Origin of the sequence: Streptomyces specialis, from assembly GCF_001493375.1 — a bacterium.
In the GTDB taxonomy this organism is placed as follows: Bacteria; Actinomycetota; Actinomycetes; order Streptomycetales; family Streptomycetaceae; genus Streptomyces; species Streptomyces specialis.
Window position 1 is genome coordinate 608,568 of sequence record NZ_LN929896.1, and the last position, 19,440, is coordinate 628,007.

Annotated in this window: 17 protein-coding genes and 1 pseudogene; 11 read left to right on the forward strand and 7 right to left on the reverse strand. The window is 71.2% G+C overall.

Annotated elements, in window-relative coordinates; all coding sequences use genetic code 11:
* Nucleotides 1-113 precede the first annotated feature (113 nt).
* From BN2279_RS20950 to BN2279_RS20965, 6 genes are all read left to right on the forward strand, one after another.
* Entirely contained in the window at nt 114-470 is a 357-nt protein-coding gene (locus BN2279_RS20950; RefSeq protein WP_059011872.1) for a PRC-barrel domain-containing protein, read from the forward strand.
* 19 nt (nt 471-489) lie between these two features.
* On the forward strand, nt 490-657 hold the full coding sequence (locus BN2279_RS30020; protein ID WP_199827767.1) for a hypothetical protein: 168 nt from the start codon (nt 490-492) through the stop codon (nt 655-657).
* Between the two features lie 70 nt (nt 658-727).
* Complete coding sequence (locus BN2279_RS20955) at nt 728-1,021, forward strand: hypothetical protein (RefSeq protein WP_199827768.1); 294 nt, start codon at nt 728-730, stop codon at nt 1,019-1,021.
* A gap of 193 nt (nt 1,022-1,214) precedes the next feature.
* Nucleotides 1,215-5,525 (forward strand): putative T7SS-secreted protein, encoded by a 4,311-nt coding sequence (locus BN2279_RS20960; RefSeq protein WP_059011874.1) that lies wholly within the window; start codon nt 1,215-1,217, stop codon nt 5,523-5,525.
* A gap of 104 nt (nt 5,526-5,629) precedes the next feature.
* Entirely contained in the window at nt 5,630-5,887 is a 258-nt protein-coding gene (locus tag BN2279_RS29545; protein WP_159037294.1) for a hypothetical protein, read from the forward strand.
* 10 nt (nt 5,888-5,897) lie between these two features.
* Nucleotides 5,898-6,254, forward strand: a complete 357-nt coding sequence (locus tag BN2279_RS20965; protein ID WP_059011876.1) for a hypothetical protein — start codon at nt 5,898-5,900, stop codon at nt 6,252-6,254.
* Between the two features lie 345 nt (nt 6,255-6,599).
* Here the strand turns inward: BN2279_RS20965 and BN2279_RS29550 are convergent, their stop codons facing one another.
* From BN2279_RS29550 to BN2279_RS20980, 3 genes are all read right to left on the reverse strand, one after another.
* Complete coding sequence (locus BN2279_RS29550; protein ID WP_159037295.1) at nt 6,600-6,851, reverse strand: GAF domain-containing protein; 252 nt, start codon at nt 6,849-6,851, stop codon at nt 6,600-6,602.
* A gap of 200 nt (nt 6,852-7,051) precedes the next feature.
* Nucleotides 7,052-8,581 (reverse strand): type 1 periplasmic-binding domain-containing protein, encoded by a 1,530-nt coding sequence (locus tag BN2279_RS20975; protein WP_059011880.1) that lies wholly within the window; start codon nt 8,579-8,581, stop codon nt 7,052-7,054.
* A 106-nt stretch (nt 8,582-8,687) separates the two neighbouring features.
* Entirely contained in the window at nt 8,688-10,739 is a 2,052-nt protein-coding gene (locus tag BN2279_RS20980) for a hypothetical protein (protein ID WP_159037296.1), read from the reverse strand.
* 246 nt (nt 10,740-10,985) lie between these two features.
* On the opposite strand from BN2279_RS20980, the gene BN2279_RS20985 reads away from it, so the two are divergent.
* Both BN2279_RS20985 and BN2279_RS20990 read left to right on the forward strand, forming a co-directional pair.
* Nucleotides 10,986-13,010 (forward strand): NADPH-dependent 2,4-dienoyl-CoA reductase, encoded by a 2,025-nt coding sequence (locus BN2279_RS20985; RefSeq protein ID WP_059011882.1) that lies wholly within the window; start codon nt 10,986-10,988, stop codon nt 13,008-13,010.
* Between the two features lie 32 nt (nt 13,011-13,042).
* Nucleotides 13,043-13,588 carry a PadR family transcriptional regulator gene (locus BN2279_RS20990; protein WP_059011884.1) on the forward strand — a complete coding sequence of 182 codons (546 nt, stop codon included), beginning with the start codon at nt 13,043-13,045 and terminating at the stop codon, nt 13,586-13,588.
* 192 nt (nt 13,589-13,780) lie between these two features.
* Here the strand turns inward: BN2279_RS20990 and BN2279_RS20995 are convergent, their stop codons facing one another.
* From BN2279_RS20995 to BN2279_RS21005, 3 genes are all read right to left on the reverse strand, one after another.
* Nucleotides 13,781-14,263, reverse strand: a complete 483-nt coding sequence (locus BN2279_RS20995) for a general stress protein (RefSeq protein WP_059011886.1) — start codon at nt 14,261-14,263, stop codon at nt 13,781-13,783.
* Nucleotides 14,264-14,340: 77 nt separating this feature from the next.
* Nucleotides 14,341-15,393: a glucose 1-dehydrogenase gene (locus BN2279_RS21000; protein ID WP_059011889.1), complete on the reverse strand. Its 1,053-nt coding sequence runs from the start codon at nt 15,391-15,393 to the stop codon at nt 14,341-14,343.
* A gap of 45 nt (nt 15,394-15,438) precedes the next feature.
* Entirely contained in the window at nt 15,439-16,575 is a 1,137-nt protein-coding gene (locus BN2279_RS21005; protein ID WP_059011890.1) for a hypothetical protein, read from the reverse strand.
* A 497-nt stretch (nt 16,576-17,072) separates the two neighbouring features.
* Between BN2279_RS21005 and BN2279_RS28945 the strand changes: the two genes are divergently transcribed.
* The 3 genes and pseudogenes from BN2279_RS28945 to BN2279_RS21020 all read left to right on the forward strand — a co-directional run bounded on the left by BN2279_RS28945 (nt 17,073) and on the right by BN2279_RS21020 (nt 18,657).
* Nucleotides 17,073-17,411: a PCC domain-containing protein gene (locus tag BN2279_RS28945; RefSeq protein ID WP_107115542.1), complete on the forward strand. Its 339-nt coding sequence runs from the start codon at nt 17,073-17,075 to the stop codon at nt 17,409-17,411.
* Nucleotides 17,412-17,430: 19 nt separating this feature from the next.
* Nucleotides 17,431-17,667, forward strand: a pseudogene (locus tag BN2279_RS21015) (tetratricopeptide repeat protein); the annotation flags it as partial.
* Nucleotides 17,668-17,904: 237 nt separating this feature from the next.
* Nucleotides 17,905-18,657, forward strand: a complete 753-nt coding sequence (locus tag BN2279_RS21020) for a protein kinase domain-containing protein (RefSeq protein WP_234348025.1) — start codon at nt 17,905-17,907, stop codon at nt 18,655-18,657.
* A 136-nt stretch (nt 18,658-18,793) separates the two neighbouring features.
* Here the strand turns inward: BN2279_RS21020 and BN2279_RS21025 are convergent, their stop codons facing one another.
* Nucleotides 18,794-19,321, reverse strand: a complete 528-nt coding sequence (locus BN2279_RS21025) for a GNAT family N-acetyltransferase (protein WP_234348026.1) — start codon at nt 19,319-19,321, stop codon at nt 18,794-18,796.
* Between the last annotated feature and the right edge of the window lie 119 nt (nt 19,322-19,440).

Here is a 19,440-nt window from a genome sequence, read left to right on the forward strand (position 1 = left end):
ATGCTCGGGAGGGTTCTTCCCACGGGCCCGACCGGCCGGGCGCGCGGCGCGACGCCGGGCGGTCCGGACGGCCCGGGCGCGGGACACCCAGCACACGCGGCAGGAGGCCAGTGATGTTCGAAGCGGACAACATCCGGGATTGGCGGGGACACGACGTCGTCGATCCGGGCGGTCACAAGATCGGGACCCTGGAGGCCGTCTACGTGGACACCGCGACCGACCGGCCCGCCTTCGCCACCGTCACGGTCGGAATGCCGACGCGGCGCCGCCTGGTGTTCGTGCCGCTCGCCGGGGCGACCGTGGGGCCGGGCTATCTGAAGGTCATCCACCCGAAGAACCAGGTCAAGGACGCCCCGGCCATCGACACCGACGGCGAACTGCCGGCCGAGGAGGAGCCGGCCGTCTTCACCCACTACGAACTGAGCTACCAGCCGGGCGCGGGTGGCGAACGCCGCCTGGCCCGCCGTTGAGGACGCGAGGAGAACCGCGATGACGCTGTTCCTGCTGCTGCTCCTGGTGGCGCTGATCCTGGGGATCATCGGGGTGCTCGCCGAGGGGCTGTTGTTCCTGCTGTTCATCGGCGTGGTCGTCCTGATCGCCGATCTGGTGTTCGGCGCCCTGCGCTTCCGGCGCGGCGGCCGACGCCCCGGCCGCTGACACCGTCCGCGATCTCCCCCCGCTCCGGGGGGAGTTGCGGTGGTGAACCGGGCGGTGGACCATACCCGTCATGGACTTGGGGGGCCGGATCGCGGCGGTGCGCGCGGGGTGGGGCGACCCGGCGGCGATGGTCGGGGAGTTGCGCCGGACGGTGGTGCTGGTGCCGCTGATGGACGGCCGTTTCCTGTCGGGTGTGTCCGGCGGGGTGCGGTGGCTGTACGCGTTCACGGACGAGGCGGCGCTGGCGCGGTTCGCGGTGGTGCGGGGAGCTGATCCGGCCGGGGAGTGGGAGTACGCGGGCGTGTTGGGGGCGCGGCTCTATACAAATCTGGCGGTGGCGACGGAGAAGAGAGGGGAGGCATAGGGGGGTGCGGTCAGAGATAAACAAAAGAGCAATAGGAAGATGCGGCGCAAAGGCGCGCAGCAGCGGGACGCGAGGAGGAGGAAGAGGATTAGCAAGAAAAGCCCTCGTCACCGGGCGTCAGGTCCACGCCGAGGATGCCCTCGGCGTGGACCTGACGCCCGGTGACGAGGGCGGGGAAGGGCGGTAACGGCCGGTGGGGCTGGGGGATTTCGTCCCGGATGTGGTCGAGGACGCGGTCGAGGAGGGTGTCGAGGCCGTCGGCGGGGCGGTTGACGCGGCGTCGGACTGGACGGCGGACCGGCTGGAGGACGTCGGGCTGGAGAGCGCGGCGGACTGGGTGCGGGAGACCGGCGACTCGGTGGCCAACCGGATGGGCGCCGCCCCCGACGAGTTGCAGTTGGACCAGACCGAGGACCCGACGAAGCTGATCCACGGCAGTGTGGGGAAGTTGCGGTCCACGGCGGAGCATCTGCGGGATTTCCGGGCGGCGTTCACGGATGTGGGCAACGGGCTGCGTGGGGTGGACGCGGACGCGTTGCGCGGTGAGACGGCCGACGCGTTCCGGGCAACGGTGTCGGTGGAGCCGGAGAAGTGGTTCACGGCCGCCGACGCGTGCGACCGGGCCGCGAGCGCGCTGGAGGACTTCGCCGGGGTGGTGGAGTGGGCACAGGGCCAGGCGCAGGTGGCGATCGACACCTACCGGGACGCGCGGGCGGCGTCGGAGGAGGCGCGTTCGGAGCACAACGCGCGGGTGGAGGCCTACAACGCGGCGGTCGACACCTACAACGCCACTCCCGCGGACCAGCGCGGGTCGGTGGTGCTGCCGCCGTGCCCGACCGACTTCCGCGATCCGGGTGTGGCGATGGTGGAGGAGGCCGCCGCGATCCTGGCCGAGGCGCGCGGCCAGCGCAACGCGGCGCACGACCAGGCGAAGGCGGCGGTGGAGACCGCGCGGGACATGGCGCCGCCGAAGCCGTCGTACGGCGAGCAGTTGGGCGACGCCTACCTGGGCGTGCAGCTCGACTCCTCGCACTTCATGGGCGGGTTGGTGCGGGGCACGGCCGGACTGGTGAACTTCGCCCGTTCGGTCAATCCGCTCGATCCGTACAACGTGACGCATCCGGCGGAGTATCTGACCAGCCTGAACAGCACGGTGGCCGGTCTGGTGCGGATGAGCAACGACCCGGTCGGCACGGCCGGGACGATGGTGGAGGGGTTCCGGCAGGACCCGGCCGAGGGCCTGGGCCGGCTGGTTCCGGAACTGATCGGCACCAGGGGCGCGGGCGCGGGCCGTACCGCTGCCAACGCCGCCCGGCGGGCGCCGGATTCCCCCGGGTCGGGGCGGGCCCAGGTCCGGGAGGACGGGCCGGAGCGGCCCAGGGACACACCCGAGCAGGACGTGACGTCGGGGCCGACGGACCCGGTGAACCTGGCCACGGGCCGGATGTTCCTGCCGCAGACGGATGTGGTGCTGCCGGGCGCGTTGCCGCTGGTGTTCCGCCGCCATGTGGAGTCCGGGTACCGGGCCGGGCGGTGGTTCGGCCCGTCCTGGGCCAGCACGATCGACCAGCGGCTCGAAGTCGACGCCGAGGGCGTGGTGTTCCTGTCCGAGGACGGCCTGGTACTGACGTATCCGCACCCGGCGCCGGGGGTGCCGACCCTGCCCGCGTCCGGTCCCCGATGGCCGCTGGAGCGCACCCCGGACGGCGACTACCTGCTGACCGATCCGGAGACCGGTCAGGTCCGGTGGTTCGCCGGTCCGGGCGGTGACGGCGAGGCGCGGCTGCTGGAGATCGCCGACCGCAACGGGCACCGGATCACGTTCGAGTACGACGAACACGGCACCCCCCTGGGACTGGTGCACTCCGGCGGCTACCACCTGCGGTTCACCTGCCAGGACGGCCGCGTCACCGCTCTCCATCTGGCGGGCGTGGAGCAGCCGTTGATCCGGTACGGGTACACCGGCGGTGACCTGACGGAGGTGGTCAACTCCTCCGGTCTGCCCCTGCGGTTCGCGTACGACGACGAACACCGCGTCATCGCCTGGACCGACACCAACGGCCGCCGCTACGACTACGCCTACGACGCCCTCGACCGCTGCGTCGCCGAGGGCGGCACCGAAGGGCACATGGCGGTCCGCATCGCCTACGGCGAGCCCGACCCCGCCACCGGCCTGCGGACCACGACCGTCACCACCCCTCCCCCGGCCCACGCCAGCCGGTATCTGATCGACCCCGCCTGCCGCGTCGTCGCCGTCACCGACGCCAACGGGCACACCGTACGCACCGACTACGACGCGGACGGCCGCGTGACCGCCCGCACCGACGCCCTCGGCCATGTCACCCGCTACGAACGCGACGAGCACGGCAACGTGGTGGCCGTCCACCGCCCGGACGGCACCGCGGCGACGGCCCGTTACAACGACCTCGGCCTGCCGGTGGAGATCACCGACCCGGACGGCGCGGTGTGGCGGCAGGAGTACGACGAACGCGGCAACCGCACCGCCGTCACCGATCCGGCCGGCCACACGACCCGTTACGCCTACGACGCCCACGGCCATCTCGCCTCGGTCACCGACGCGGAGGGCGCGGTGACGCGGGTGCGGTGCGACGCGGCCGGGCTGCCGGTGGAGATCACCGACCCTCCCCCAGACTCCGTCCGGGGGTACCCCCAAGGCGGCGTGACCCGCTACCAGCGGGACTCGTTCGGCCGTCCGGTCACCCTCACCGATCCCCAAGGCGCGACCGAGCACCTGGAATGGACCGCCGAGGGCCGCCTCGCCCGCCGCGTCGACGCCAACGGCGCGCAGCAGACGTGGAGTTACGACGGCGAGGGCAACTGCGTCCGCCACACCGACGCGAACGGCGGCGTCACCACGTTCGAGTACGGCCACTTCGACGTGCTCACCGCCCGCACCGATCCGGACGGCGCACGGTACGAGTTCGCCCACGACGCCCAGCTCCGCCTCACCCGGGTCACCAACCCCCACGGCCTTGCCTGGACCTACACCTACGACCCGGCCGGACGCCTCACGTCCGAGACGGACTTCGACGGCCGCACGCTGCGGTACGGCTACGACGCAGCGGGCCAACTCCTCTCCCGCACCAACCCGTTGGGCCAGACCGTCACCCTGGAACGCGACCCACTCGGCCGCATCACCACCAAGGACGCCGCCGGGCAGGTCACCACCTACACCTACGACCCCGCCGGACGGCTGACCTCCGCGACCGGCCCCGACGCGGAACTCGTCCTGGCCCGCGACCGGTTGGGCCGGGTCACGACCGAGATGCTCAACGGCCGGGTCCTCACCCACGCCTACGACGCCCTGGGCCGCCCGACCCGCCGCACCACCCCCGGCGGTCACACGTCCACGTACACCTACGACGCGGCCGGGCGCCGCACCGCCCTGACCGCCTCCGGCCACACCCTCGCCTTCGACCGTGACGCGACCGGCCGCGAAACCACCCGCCGCATCGGCGACACCCTGACGCTGTCCCGGACCTGGGACCCGGCCGGCCGCCTCACCACCCAATCCCTGACCGGCCCGGACCCTGGCCGGCCGCTGCACCACCGCACCTACACCTACCGGCCGGACGGCCACCTCATCGCCCAGGACAACCGCACCTTCGACCTCGATGCCGTGGGCCGGGTCACGGGCGTCCACGCGGACGGCTGGGCCGAGACCTACGCCTACGACGCGGCCGGGAACCAGACCTCGGCCTCGTGGCCCACCGACCACCCCGGCGCGGCGGCCACCGGCGACCGCGCCTACACCGGCACCCGCCTGCTGCGCGCCGGCCGCATGCGCTACGCGTACGACGACGCCGGACGCGTCGTCCTGCGCCAGAAGACCCGCCTCTCCCGGAAACCCGACACCTGGCGCTACGAATGGGACGCCGAGGACCGCCTCACCGCCGTCACCACCCCGGACGGCACCCGCTGGCGCTACCTGTACGACCCCCTCGGCCGCCGAACCGCCAAACAACGCCTCACGCCGGACGGTTCATCGGTGGCGGAGGAGATCCGGTTCGGCTGGGACGGCACCACCCTCATCGAACAGACCATCACCTCAGCCGACCTGCCGCACCTCGTCACCCTCACCTGGGACCACCGAGGCCGCAGCCCCCTGGCCCAGACCGAGCGCCTTCTGACGGCGGACGCCGATCAATCCCTCGTCGACGAACGCTTCTTCGCGATCGCCACCGACCTGATCGGCACGCCCACCGAACCCATCGACGAAACCGGCAACCTGGCCTGGCACACCCGCGCCACCCTCTGGGGCACGACCACCTGGGCCAGAACCAGCACGGCCTACACCCCGCTCCGCTTCCCCGGCCAATACCACGACCCGGAAACGGGCCTCCACTACAACCTGAACCGTCACTACGACCCCGAAACAGCCCGCTACCTCACCCCCGACCCCCTCGGCCCCACCGCCACTACGACCCCGAAACAGCCCGCTACACGACCCCCGACCCCCTCGGCCTGGCACCGAAGTGTCTGAACGACCTGGGAAAAGAGGGAAGGGACGCAAACCAGGACTTCCTGTCCGGTACCAGTGATGGACAGAGACTTGCCGAGCAGTTGCGCCGCGAGTCAGCCGAATCCGTGTTCACCCCGGACGGCATGCTCACCTCTCAGGCCATAGCCGAGTCAGCGCGAATCATCCGTGGCGAGCAGTTGGGCAATCCCCACCTTCGAGCTCATCTGACCGCCGATGGAAGTGATATTACCGACTGGGGCAAGTACTCTACGCAGACACATCAAAGCCCGTACGGAGATTTCCAGGTGCATTACTACTATAACCGCGAATCCGGACGAGTAGCTTACGATTACGACTACAAGATAGTGATGAACAGAAGGTGAGAGTATGCGAGTGAAGTTCACCAGGAGTGAGGGGCTCGAACCGCGCGCGTTTCAGGGTGCGACCGCCCTGCGGCCAGGTGCGGAATACATCGTGCTCGAAATTTTCTCGCAGCACAACGGAGACACCTCGTTCCGCATCGAATATTCGCCTTATGAGTCGTGTGCCATTTTCGACAGCCGATTGTTCACCATCACCTCTCCCACTATTCCACCGTCCTGGATCTATTCCCAACTGGAGAGCGGTTCTTTTTCTCTGTGCCCGGAGCCGTGGAGCCACCTGGGGTTCTGGGAAGCGTTCTACGACCGAGAATCTGAGGCTGTGGCCGTGTACGAAGCCGAGAAGCAGAAGGTCCTTGCCCACTCGTAGACCTGTTCTGCTCGCCTCCGTGACGTTCAGCCGCGATAAGTACGGGTGACGGGGGCGCGGGTACCCCACGTCTACCCCACATCCTCACGCTCAGCTCACGAGAGAGGCTGGCTCTGCACTGAGCACTGCTCAACCGGGCGGTTGGAGGCTAGTAGCGGAAACCAACAGCAATATCATCGCGCACTTGGATTTCACGAGGTCAAGGCGAAATGAATTGCGCTTCACGAGAACGGAAGTTCAGCGCACCCCAAAGCCTGACTCTTCGCCCCGACCCGGAAGATGACCGTGCAAGAGATCGCGTCCTGGAACAGGAAGTTCCAGGTATGGCAGTACTCCGTTAGTCACTCAGTTCTGCTGCTCAGGAGCTATCATCCTCAGAAATACGAGACTCGCATCGACGTAGCGTTTCCGGCGATCTCGCTGATGAAGTTGCAGCCGAGCTATGAGCCTCTGAGCATTCACCAAGCTGACGAGGAGGAAGCCGTCCGGCGTCTCGGGACACAGATGCCGACCCATGGGTCCCTCTTTCTCCTCAACGGCGGTGAGGGTTACGTCTGCGCCGCGAAATGTTCGTGGCACGAAGATCAGGGTGACCACAGGACGCCTTCTCGCTTCGGCCCCTTGCGGGGAACCGAGTGAGGGCACTTCCTGTGCAAGATTGCCACGAACAGAAGGCATAAAAGAGCGCCACCGCCACAAAGGGCCACCCACATAGGAGTTCCTCCAGAAATAAGTTGGCTCCTTTCTCTCTGCGGCCCGGACTGTGGAAAGCGGAAGATCCTCGCTCATTCGTGACGTCAGCCCGTGGGGGCGGGGGTGTAGGGGGTGCCGGTTGAGGAGGTGACGGCGACTGTGGTCAGGGTGCCGTGTTCGTCGATGCGGATGATTGGGATCGCCTTGCTCTCCGGGCTGCCGTCGGTGCCGATGGAGATCCAGCCGCTCGCTCCGGCGACGGCGTTGGCGTCGTGCAGGGTCGTGATCTGCTGGAAGACGTCGCTGCTGGTGATGTCCGTGTACTCCGGGGTGGCGACGCTCCTGATCGCCGTGACGGCCGTGAGGAGCGCGTCGTGGGCCATGATCGCCTGGCCGTCGCCCAGGTCGCTCTCGGGGAAGGTCGTGACGAACGTGCCGCCCGTCAGGAACGCGCTGATGGCGGTCGGGCTGAACGCGGAGGGTGCTTCCTCCCAGGCGCCGGGGTGGGCCAGACCGGTGTAGACGAGTTCGATCTGCCCGAGGTCGAGGGCCTGCCGCACGTTGTCGAACGTCTCCTGCTGCACGGTCTGGGACGCGTCGTCGCCGGAGAGCACGGTGATCGGCGTGTCCTGGCACTGGCGTTCCGCCAGCGGGCCGAGGAACGCGGCGAGGTCGCGGCTGCGGCCGGCGAAGTAGACGACGTCGGGTTCCTGGAGACAGAGGTTGGCCATCTCGTTGCTGAAGTAGGTGGCAAGGCCGCTCTGCGAGGAGTCGAACTGCATGGGCTGCCCGGTCACGAACCGGTCCTCCGGGAGTTGCCGGGCGAACTCGTCGGCGAGGGTGGCCGTGTACTGGTCTTCCACGTTGCCGTCGCGCACCAGCAGCACCCGGTCGTCGGCGCGGTCGCCGTCCGACAGGTACTGGACGGCGGCGGCGGCCTCATCGCCGTTGGGCGGCGCGACCCGGACCAGGCCGCGGGTCTCCGCGAGCAGGTCGGAGGTCAGCACGGCGCCGAAGGAGGCGATGTCCGCCGCGGCCAGGTCGGCCACCATCTGCTGGGTGGCCTGGAGGCTGGTGCCCCGGCCCGCCACGGCCACGATCCGGTCCTCGTCCCGGCGTTCGGTGATCTCGCCGATGGTGAACTCGCGCTGCTCGTCGGTGCGGCCGGGGTGGGCGAGCAGGAGGCGGATCTGCGGCGACTCGCCGTGGGCCGACGTCTGGTTCGCCTCCCACTGCGCGGTGAACGCCCCTTCGAGTTCGTGCCGGATCGAGTCACGGGAGTTGCTCTCCCCGGGGTCGGGGGTCATCGGCAGCAGGTACACGACGCTGACGTAGGGGACGCCGTTGCCGCTCTCCGCCTCGGCGACCACGCGCTCGTTCTCGGCGTGGATCAGGCCGAAGACCCCGTCGAGGTCGCCGTCGAACGAGAACGCGCCGTCGGTGACGCCGACGCACTCGCGCTGGTCGCCCTCGCCGATCCGCTCGACGCCGTCGGCGCACCTCGTGTCCTCCGACCGCAGCCACCAGAACAGGGCGGCGCCGCAGACGGCCAGGACGGTGACCAGGGCCAGGCTCCTGCCCCGCCACGTCCGGTGCCAGGGCACCTGGGTATCGGGTCCGGTGGGCGGTGTCATCGCGCCGCTCCCTCCTGTCGCTGCCGGATCTGTCGCTGCCGAAACCTTCGCTGCCGGATCTGTCGCTGCCGAAGCCGTCGCTGCCCAAGCGCACGCCGCCGGCCCGTCACGCGCGTTCCGCGTACCGGTGGGCCTCGTGCAGGAGGCCGGCGGCGCGCGGCTGGGCGTGGGTGCCCAGTTCGCGGAACATCGCGCCGATGGTGTGGTTCAGCTCGGGGGCGGTGACGGGCAGCCGGTTGCGCGGGTCGGTGGCCAGCCACAGGGACGTGACCAGGACGGTGAGCGCGCGGTGGTCGCGGAACGAGCGGGGGGCCAGTTCCTCGGCGAGCCGCAGCGCCCGGCGCGACGCGGGCGGGCCGGGGTTGACCGGATCGCGCGACGGCGCGGCGGTGACCGCGTACAGCTCGTAGAGCCAGGCGTCCACGTCGGGCAGGGTGCCGAGGCTGACGTGCAGCCGGTCCACGACCGTCTCCAGCTCGCCCAGCGCCAGCCGGTGGTAGTACTCGTCGAGCGGTTGGCCCTGGGTGTGGTACCAGTCGCGGAGCGTGGTGTGGGTGGCCGTCCAGTCGGGCGCGTCGCCCGCCGGGCGGGTGGCCAGCTCCCGCAGCAGCAGGAGCCGCAGCCAGGGGTGGAGCACGGGCCGGCCGGGCAGCGGGACGGGGTGGCAGCGTTCGGGCAGGTAGCCGCTTCCGTGGCCGCCGCGGGTCCCGGCGTCCTCGGGCACCGGGGGTCCCAGCCACAGCCGGGCGCCGACCTCCTCCAGCAGCAGCGGGTGCCGGGCGTCGTCGAGGAGCCCGGCGTCCACGGCCGCGTCGAGTTCGCGGGCCGCCGCGCAGGTGGTGAGGGCGGCGAGCCGGTCGTCGGTGGCGTCCGTCAGCAGGTAGCGCAGGGCGGCGCGGGCGAACGGTTCGGGCGGCGCGTCGGCTTCCGGGGACGGCCAGTCCGCCTCCAGCACCGTGCGGAGCGCGGTGTCCGCGTCGCCCCGGGCGATGGCCCGGCGGACGACGTCGTGGAGCCGCCGCACGCTCCACGGGTGGCCGTAGGTGAGGCGGTGGACGAGGGGCGGGGCCCCCGCGAGCCGGGGGACGCTCTCGGCGAGCTTCCCCACCTCGTCGGCGGTCAGGTCGCGGAGGACCACGGGGTACCAGCGCCACGCCGGGTCCACGGCGGGGCGCGGCCTGGCCCGCTCCCACGCCGCGTACGAGGCGTCCTCGGGGGCGGTCAGCCGCAGGCCGCGTGACGCGGGGTCGAAGGTGCCGGGGACGCGTCCGCTGTCGGAGGCGGTGGCGACGACGAGCAGCGGGTCGAACTCCTCGCGTCCGTCGGGGGTGGTGGCGTGCTCGCGGATGTCCACCAGGAGGTCGAGGAACTGCCGGCCCCGGTTCCGGTCGATGTTGTCGAGGAGGAGGACGCAGGCGCGGTCGCGGTCGTACCGGGCGTAGTGGGCGCGCAGGTCGGCGACGAATGCCTCGCACAGGGTGCGGTCCACGGCCGCGCGGTCGCCGTGGGTCTCGCTCTGGTGGAGCCGGTTGAGGGCGACCAGCGCGTCGAGCCCCACGTACTCCTGCCGGGCGCCGTACCAGGCGAGGCCGGTGCGCCACAGCAGGCCGACGGGGAGGCGGGGCAGGCCGCTGCGGACGAGGCTCAGCAGCAGGGTCGCGCCGGGGAACTGGAGGAGGTTGAGGTCCTGGAGGAGGGCCACCACCTCGGGCAGGACGGGTCCGTTCTCGCCCGCGCCGTCCTTCCTGATCTGGCGCAGCGCCTGGCGGAGCTCGTCGCGCGGGTCGCTTCCGCCGAGTTCGAAGCTGAGGCCCATGCGGACGACGATCAGGCCGAGGGTGAGGCGGGGGAAGCGGATCGGTGGCTGGTTGCGGTGCCGGTAGGAGAGGCCGAAGGCGAGGCGGGCGGCGACCTCATGGGGCCTTCGTGGCGCGTCCGAGGCGAAGTCGTACGCCGCGTGCGGCCGGGTGGAGGCGATCCAGCCGAGCCAGTTGAGCGTCGCCGTCTTGCCGCTGCCGCGCCGGCCGAGGAGCACGATGAGGGGCAGCTCGCGGCCCCGCCGCCGCTCCTCGCGGTTCTGTCCCGGACGCCTGCGGCACTGGTCGAACAGGATCTCGATGCCTCTGATCCCTCGTGGATGCTCCGGTCGCGTGACCACTTCCGCCCCCTGTGGCTCCTGCTTCTCGCGCGGCCCCCCGCACATCGCGCGCCCCCGCGCACACGCAGCGTATGCGGGCGCTGACCACATCGTTCCACGAAGTAGCGCGCGACACAGGGGAGTTGGCCGAAGTGGGGCGGCAGGGTGCCGGATTGAGGCGTTGGTCACGCCGGGGGCGGGCCCCTGGCATCTTGTGCAACTCGTTGCATAATGGCTTCGGCCGACCGCACGCCCGAGGAGGCGCCGATGACTCCGTACCCGCACCTGCTGAGCCCGCTGGACCTGGGCTTCACCACGCTGCCCAACCGGGTCCTGATGGGCTCCATGCACCTCGGGCTCGAGGAGGCCGAGGGCGGCTTCGAGCGGATGGCCGCCTTCTACGCCGCCCGCGCCCGGGGCGGCGTCGGTCTGATGGTCACCGGCGGCATCGCGCCCGGCGAGCGCGGCCGACCCTGGGAGGGCGGCGCCATGCTGACCACCGAGGAAGAAGCCGAACGGCACACCACCGTCACCGGCGCCGTTCACCGCGAGGGCGGCCGGATCGCCCTCCAGATCCTGCACTTCGGCCGGTACGCCTATCACGACGATCTGGTGGCGCCCAGCGCGCTCCGGGCGCCCATCAGCATGCACACCCCGCGCGCCCTCACCGACGACGAAGTCGAGGAGACGATCGAGGAGTTCGTCCGCGCGGCCGAGCTGGCCAAGCTCGCCGGGTACGACGGCGTGGAGATCATGGGCTCCGAGGGCTACCTGATCAACGAGTTCATCGCCGCGGCCACCAACCACCGCACCGACCGCTGGGGCGGCCCGTACGAGAACCGCATCCGCTTCCCCGTCGAGATCGTCCGCCGCACGCGCGAGCGCGTCGGGCCCGCGTTCATCATCGTCTACCGGCTCTCCATGCTCGATCTCGTCCCCGGTGGCTCCACGCTGGAGGAAGTCACGCTGCTGGCCCGGGAGATCGAGGCGGCCGGGGCCACCCTCCTCAACACCGGCATCGGCTGGCACGAGGCCCGCATCCCCACCATCGCCACCTCCGTGCCGCGCGGCGCCTTCGCCTGGGTCACCCAGCGGCTGATGGGCTCCGTCTCCATCCCGCTGATCACCAGCAATCGCGTCAACACCCCGGAGAAGGCCGAGGAGTTGCTCGCCACGGGCTGCGCCGACATGGTGTCGATGGCCCGGCCGTTCCTCGCCGACCCCGACTTCGTCGCCAAGTCCGCCGCCGGACGCGCCGAGGAGATCAACACCTGCATCGGCTGCAACCAGGCGTGCCTGGACCACACGTTCAGCCTCCGGATCGCCTCCTGCCTGGTGAACCCGCGCGCCGCGCACGAGACCGAGCTGGTCCTCTCCCCCACCCGCCGCCGCAAGCGGATCGCGATCGTCGGCGCCGGCCCGGCCGGGCTGTCGTGCGCCGTCGCCGCCGCCGAACGCGGGCACCACGTCACCCTGTTCGACGCGGACGACCGGATCGGCGGCCAGCTCACCATGGCCCGGCGGGTGCCCGGCAAGGAGGAGTTCGACGAGACCCTGCGGTACTACCGCGTCCAGCTCGCCGCCCACGGCGTGGACGTCCGCCTCGACACCACCGTCACACCCGAACTCCTGGAAGCCTCGCCCGGGTTCGACGAGATCGTCGTCGCCACCGGCGTCACCCCGCGCGTGCCGGAGATCCCCGGCGTGGACCACCCGATGGTGGTCAGCTACGTCGATGTGCTGCGCGGCGGCGCCGAGGTCGGCGAACGGGTCGCGGTCGTCGGCGCGGGCGGCATCGGCTTCGACATCGCCGAGTACCTCACCGACGGCGGCGAGAAGGCGAGCCTGGACCCGGAGACGTACTTCCGCCACTGGGGCGTGGACACCTCCTACCGGGCGCGCGGCGGGCTGGGCACGCCGGAGCGCGCCCGTCCCCCGCGCTCCGTGCACCTGCTCCAGCGCAAGACCTCCAAGGTCGGCGCCGGTCTGGGCCGTACGACGGGCTGGATCCACCGCACGGAGCTGCGGCAGCGCGGCGTCACCATGGTCCCGGGCGCCGCGTACGACCGGATCGACGACGCCGGGCTGCACATCACCGTGGACGGCGCCGCCCACGTGCTGCCCGTCGACACGGTCGTGCTGTGCACCGGGCAGGAGCCGCGCCGGGACCTGTACGAGGCGCTGCGCGCCGCCGGCCGGACCCCGCACCTCATCGGCGGCGCCGACGTGGCCGCCGAACTGGACGCCAAGCGCGCCATCAAGCAGGGAACGGAGCTGGCCGCGACCCTCTGACCCCCCGGCGGCCGGTCCCTAGGATGCCTGACATGTCCCTCCCGCACGCCATCCTCACCGCCCTGCTCGAAAAGCCCTCCTCCGGTCTGGAGCTGACCCGCCGCTTCGACCGGTCGATCGGCTACTTCTGGTCCGCGACGCACCAGCAGATCTACCGCGAGCTGGGCCGCCTGGAGGAGGCGGGACTGATCCGGGCGCTGCCGTCCGCGCAGCCGGCGCGGGGCGGGCGCAAGGAGTACGAGGTGCTGCCCGCCGGCCGCGCGGAACTGGCGTCGTGGACGTCCACGAGCATGCTCCCGCGCCCCATGCGCGACCCGCTGCTGTTGCGGCTGCGGGCGGCGGCCGTGGTCGGCACGGAGGGGATCGAGGACGAGCTGAGTCGCCATCTTGCCCAGCACGAGCGGCAGTTGGCCGAGTACGAGGCGATCGAGAAGCGGGACTTCCCGCCGGACCGCGACATGCCGGAGGACCGGCTGCGGCTGCTGGTGCTGCGGGCCGGCATCGGCTTCGAGTCCGGCTGGATCGCCTGGCTCACCGAGGCCCTCGCCGAGGTCCGCCGGATCAGCGCGACGCCGTAGCGGAGCCGTGGCGGACCGGCCGCCGACCGGCCCGCCGACCGGCCGGAAATATTCATCGGCGCAAACGGGAACCGCGCGGGCGGGCGGAGCGTTTTCCCGGGTGACCCGTTTCCGTCCGGCCCGACCGAGGACTCGTTTTCGGCCGGGCCGGAGTCTCGGGCGGGCCCGCCTCGCGCGGCGGGTGCGGCGCGCTCAGCTCTCGCGCCAGCCGAGCTTGATCAGCCGGTTCCTGGCGTCCTCGGAGACCTCGGTGTCGGCCACCACGTCGTAGCGGGCGGCGACGATGCGGCTGCGCGAGGCGAAGTCCCGGTGCCCCCCGCTGAAGGCGTGGCTCGCGAAGCCGAAGACGGCGCCGAAGAGCGCGCCGTAGAGCAGGCCGCTCAGCATCAGGATCAGCACGGCGTGACCCCCCGCGGCGAACACGGACAGCAGCAGGCCGACCAGCAGCCCGAACCAGGCGCCCGTGCCGGCCCCGGCCAGCGCGGCCTTGCCGCGTGTCATCCGCCCGAGGACCGTCTCGACCATGCGCAGGTCCGAGCCGACGATCGCGGTGCGCTCCACGGGGAAGTGGTCGTCGGACAGGAAGTCCACCGCGCGCTGCGCCCCCTCGTAGGTGTCGTACGAGCCGACCACCGGACGGTCGGTCTCCGGGGCGGCGTGCGCGTGCTGCGTCATCGTGAGACTCCCTTCCTCGCCCTCCAGCGTGCGCCCGTCCGGGGCATCGCGCAAAAGGAGCGGCGGGAGGGGAGACGTCACTCCCCGAGGGTGAGGACCACCTTGATGTCCTCGGGCGCCGGGGCGTACGCCTCCGCGAAGCGGTCCAGCGGCACGCGGCGGGTGATCAGCCGTTCCAGCCACGCGGCGTCGGCCCCGGCCAGGGCTTCGGCGGCCTGCCGGTAGTGGCGGAGGTTGGCGTTGACGGAGCCCACCACCACGTTGTTCTCCAGCACCAGCTCCCGGTTGAGGCAGCCCGCGTCCACGGTGAGGTGGCGGCCGGACGGGGAGACGCCGGTCAGGCAGATGACGCCGTAGGGCGCGGTGCCCGCCATGGCGTCCAGGACGAGGCGGCCGACGCCGGTCGCTTCGATCACGATGTCCGGCTGGAGCGCCGAGGTGACCTTGTCCAGTTCGTCGGTGTGGTAGGTCGCGCCGAGGTCCGCGACCAGGCCGGGTTTCGGTCCCCCGGTGACCCGGTCCAGCACGTGGACGTCGAGTCCCCGCTGCGCGCCGAGCAGCGCGGCCAGCAGCCCGATCGGGCCCGCCCCGGTGACCAGCACCCGGCGCGGCGCGAACCAGGCGCGGGCGCCGACGCGTTCGACCTGCTCCCATGCCTTGGCCACCACGCTGGCCGGCTCCATCAGGACCCCGACCCGTTCGAGTCCCGGATCGAGCGGGACGGCGTACCCGGGCTCCACGGTCCACACCTCGGCCGCGTAGCCGTCGCGTTCCTTGATGCCGCGCTCGGTGTACCCGTCGTTGCGGCACATGTCGAACTCCCCGTGCGCGCACGCCCCGCACGGCTCGGGGTCGGGGCGCCGGACGACGCCGACGACGAGGTCCCCGGCGGCGAACCCGCTGCCGGGCGGGGCCTGGCGGACCCGGCCGAGCGACTCGTGCCCGAGGACCAGCCGCCGGTGGCCCTCCGGTGCCCGGCCGTACGCGCCGGAGATGATCTCCCGGTCGGTGCCGCAGACCCCGACGGCCAGCCCGTCCACGAGCAACTCGCCGTCTGTGGGCTCGGGTTCGGGCAGGTCGGAGAGTGCGAGCGAGTCGGGCTCGGGCGGGCGGACGGTGACGGCGCGCATACCCCCAGCGTCGCACGGGCCCGCCCGCCGGGCGACCCGGGCGGCTCAGCCGATCGGGTAGGCCACCAGCGTCCCGACCGTCTCCTCGGTGAAGACGCCCATCCCGGGCAGGTGCGCCAGCGGCAGCGAGGTCCCGGCCGCCATCTCGGTGAACTCGCCACTGGCGATGTCGAGTTCGACCGGGGCGTCGCCTTCGTCCGTGCCGGCCAGGCCGAACGCCCGGCCGTCGTCGGTCACCGCGAAGAACCGGACCGGGTTGGTGTTCTCCGTCTCCGCGAAGCAGTGGCCGGTCCCCTCCTCCAGGTCGAACACCCGGTGCCCGTACGCCAGATAGCGGCCGTCGGCGGAGACGGCCTGGTTCTCGTCCTCGGCGGGCGTGTCGTTCGCCCCGTAGGTCTCCGGGCACCTCACCGTGGCCCGCGTCTCGCCGGTCGCGCCGTCCAGCACCGCCCACACCGTCTCGGAGCTGCCCTCCTTGCCGTACCACCGGGCGACGAGCGCGGTGTCGGTGACCTGATCGACGAACGCGCTGTCCTCGGCGGCGTTCTCCGGCCGGGCGGTGCCGCTCGACCAGGCGCCGGGCACCCAGAAACCGGAGTAGCCGTAGCTGTCCACGAGCAGCGGCCCGGCCTCGGTCACCCCGATGATCTCCCCGCTGACCGGGCAGTCGTCGCAGCCGTCCGGCACGTCCAGGGTCTCCGGGTCGTACGTCGTGCGCTCGCCGGTCGCGGGGTCCACCGCGACCGCGACGCCGTCGTCGCCCGTGACGAGCACGGCCGCGCCGCCGTCCGTGACCGTGCCCGAGCCGTCGATCTCGATGTGGTGGGCGGGCTCGACCGCCTCGCCTGAGCCGGTCGCGGGGAAGATGTCGAGGGAGACGATCTCCTCGCCCCGGCTCACGGCGTCCGCGCCGCTGGTCCCCGTCGACCAGGCCACGAGGTGGTCGGCGTCGCCGGTGGAGACCGTCAGGGAGTGCACGGTGCCGTCCTCCTCGACGGCCCGCACGGGCGCACTCGTCCAACTCGGCGTGCCGTCGGCCGCGTCCAGCACGGTGAAGCCGCCCTCGGCGGTCTCCTCACCGGTGAAAACGGCCACCGCCGGGGTGCCGGGGAGGACATACCGGGTGCCCGCGAGGTCCGACTGCCAGCCCTGGCCGGTGTCGTATCCCTCGGGGACGGCCAACTGGACGGTGGGCCGCTGGGGTTCGGCGTCGTCGCCACCACCGTCCTGGGAAACCCCGCCACTCCCGCCCTTCTAACTATGTAATCGGTCTATATTGTCTGATTGTGGCGTGTTTCTCGCCGAAGCCGGCATCGCATTTGCGTGCATGGCCCGTGGGCTCGGAGATGGGTGGGCTCGGAGATGTGAAAAAGAGACAGCCCACAGGCGGCCAGCGCCCCCGCCACGACAACACCCACGAGCACGTTCCAGACCCGCATCGCGCGTCTCCCCTTCGCCACCACACCGAAGCCATACCGTAGCGGCGCCACCATCTCCCCTACCACCAAGGCCCGTTACGGACGACATCCACCTGACCGAGAGCCAGACCCTCCCCTTCAAACCGCAGGTGAAGTCGTCGTCGAGCCAGACGAAGGGGGCTCCGGCGGCGTGTTTGGCCAGAGATGGTGTTCATCGGTCATGCTTCAGCAACTGAGCCAGATGATCGGATGGAGCCCTGGATGATCACCTTCGAAGTCCGCAACGACGAGCTGGTTGCCTCCCTCAACCGCCAGCTCGCCGAAGCCGGGATCACCGAGGGGGCGATCGTTTCCCTGGTCGGCGCCACGGAGGACTTCACCATCTCCACCATGCCCGCCGACGACGCCCTGAAGGACAACATCACCACCTACAGCCTCCCTGCGGAGATGACCGGCACCGGCGAGATCAAGAACGGCTTCGTCCATATCCACGTCGTCATGGGCGTCGAAGGCGACAAGGCCATGGCCGGCCACCTCCACGCTGCCACCATCAAGACCCACTTCGCCCGCGCCTACGTCCTGCCCACCGAAGCGGCCTGACCCCCTCCAGCCTTCCCCGGTGGACGTCGCCCGCTGGCTCAACGGCCGCTACACGGAAGCGACTGGACGCGAACTTTTCGCCGATGCCGTCGAGTTGGTCCGCCTGGCCGGATGGATGGCGGGCGACGAGGGCCATCAGGGTTTGGCCCAGCGGTACTACGCCCACTCCTACCGCCTGGCCGCCGAGGCCGGGCACGCCGAAGTGGCGGCAACGGCCCTGCGCGGCATGGCCGTCCAGGCCATCGACCTCGGTCACCGCGCAGCCACCATCTCCCCTACCACCAAGGCCCGTTATGCCTGATCCCCATTCCCGGCCACCGAGCCCTGCGGGCAGTTCGCACAGAGCGAAGGACATCAAACTGTGGGCGCAGCACCTCCCGTTGAAGCAGTAGCAGCTCTAGAAGAGCTGTTGGGACCGGTCACCTGCGATCTGCTCAGTGACCGGCGAGGCTCCCGTGCATGGAAGGTCATCGGTTCCAGGGGCACTGCGGCGTTGAAGGCCAACAGCCCCGACGCCCCACCTGGACGCGACAAGGCGGCGGAGATGGCGCAGGAGGACCGGCACCTTCTCGCCCTCGCTGAGGCGGGCGCCCTCAGCCCCGGGTACCGGATCGATGCCGGCGCATGGGAGGGCGGCCGGTGGCTGGCGGTCCGCTGGGTCGACGGAACACCCCTGTGGAAGGCCATGGCCCAGGCTCGCAGCCCCGAGGGCGACCGGCCGGGGGCGCGGCCATGGCTCCTGCGCGTCGCCCGAACTTGGGCGGAGCAGCTTGAACGGTTGCACGCCACCGGTTGGGCGCACGCCGATGTGCAGCCCACCAACACCCTCGTCGCCCCCGACGGCCGCGCCTTCCTCCTCGACTTCGCCCTGTCGTGCGGTCCCGAGACGACGGGTCGGCTTCCGTACCGGGGCGCCCTGACCCACACCACCGCCCCGGAGACCGCCCACGCCCTCCTGACCACACCCGCCGACACCCACATTCAGGTCCGACCACCGGCCGACATCTGGGGACTCGGCGCCTCCCTGTTCTGGTGCTGGACCGGACACCGCCCGGTCCCCTACGCCGACGACACCCCACGGACGGACAAACTCCGGGCCATCGCCGGGGGTAAGTGCCTCCCGCTCGATAACGCACGGCCGTGGTCCTTCCCCGTCTTCGAGGAGATCATCGCCGCCTGCATGACACCGGCCGCCGACGATCGGCCCAGCGCCGCCGACCTGATCGCCCTCATCGGGACAAGCTAGTGATCACGCGGCGGGGCCTGATCCCCATCGCCCTCACTCGGGCAACTCCCCGCGAACGGTGGTGCTTCGGCATGGTCCCGGGATCGCTGGTCAGGCGTCGCCGAACGTTCTTGTGCGAGCCGGGGCAGCAGGGCCGTCACGCGGGATCGGTGATCAGGTCCCGGACGTACCAGTCCAGCCGGGTGCCGTCCTGGCCGTGCGTGCGCTTGCCGGGGGTGAATCCCGCCCGCCGCGCGACTGCGGCGGACGCGGGATTCTCCGGCTCCACCTGGATCACCGCTTCCCGCCCACCCTCACCGGCCGCGTACCGGGACGCCAGAAGCACCGCGCGGGTGGCCAGTCCACGCCCCCGCCAGAACGGGTACAGGCCATACGCGACATTCACCTGGCCGCGAGCCAGGCCCTCCCCGTCGAACCGCAGGTCGATCGTTCCCGCGAGGGTCTCGTCGGCACCCGCCCGGATGCCGAACGCACGGAGCGGACCGGCGAGTTGCCACTGCTCCCGACAGTGCCGGAAGTACGCTGCCACACCCTCGCGCGTGCCGGGACCGCCGTTGAGATACCGGGCAAGCAGCTCGTCCTCGCCCGCGAGGTGGGCATCCACATCGTCCAGGCGCAGCGGGGACAGAGTGACGACGCCATCGGACAGCTCCACTTCACGCACCCGGCGATTCTCGGCACCGCAGCCACCCGGCGCCACCGGATTCCGCGGGACGTTTCCCCTCCTCATCCTGAGTCGGCTGGCGGGGAGGTGGGTGGGACAAGTCGGCGGTCTCCCTGCGG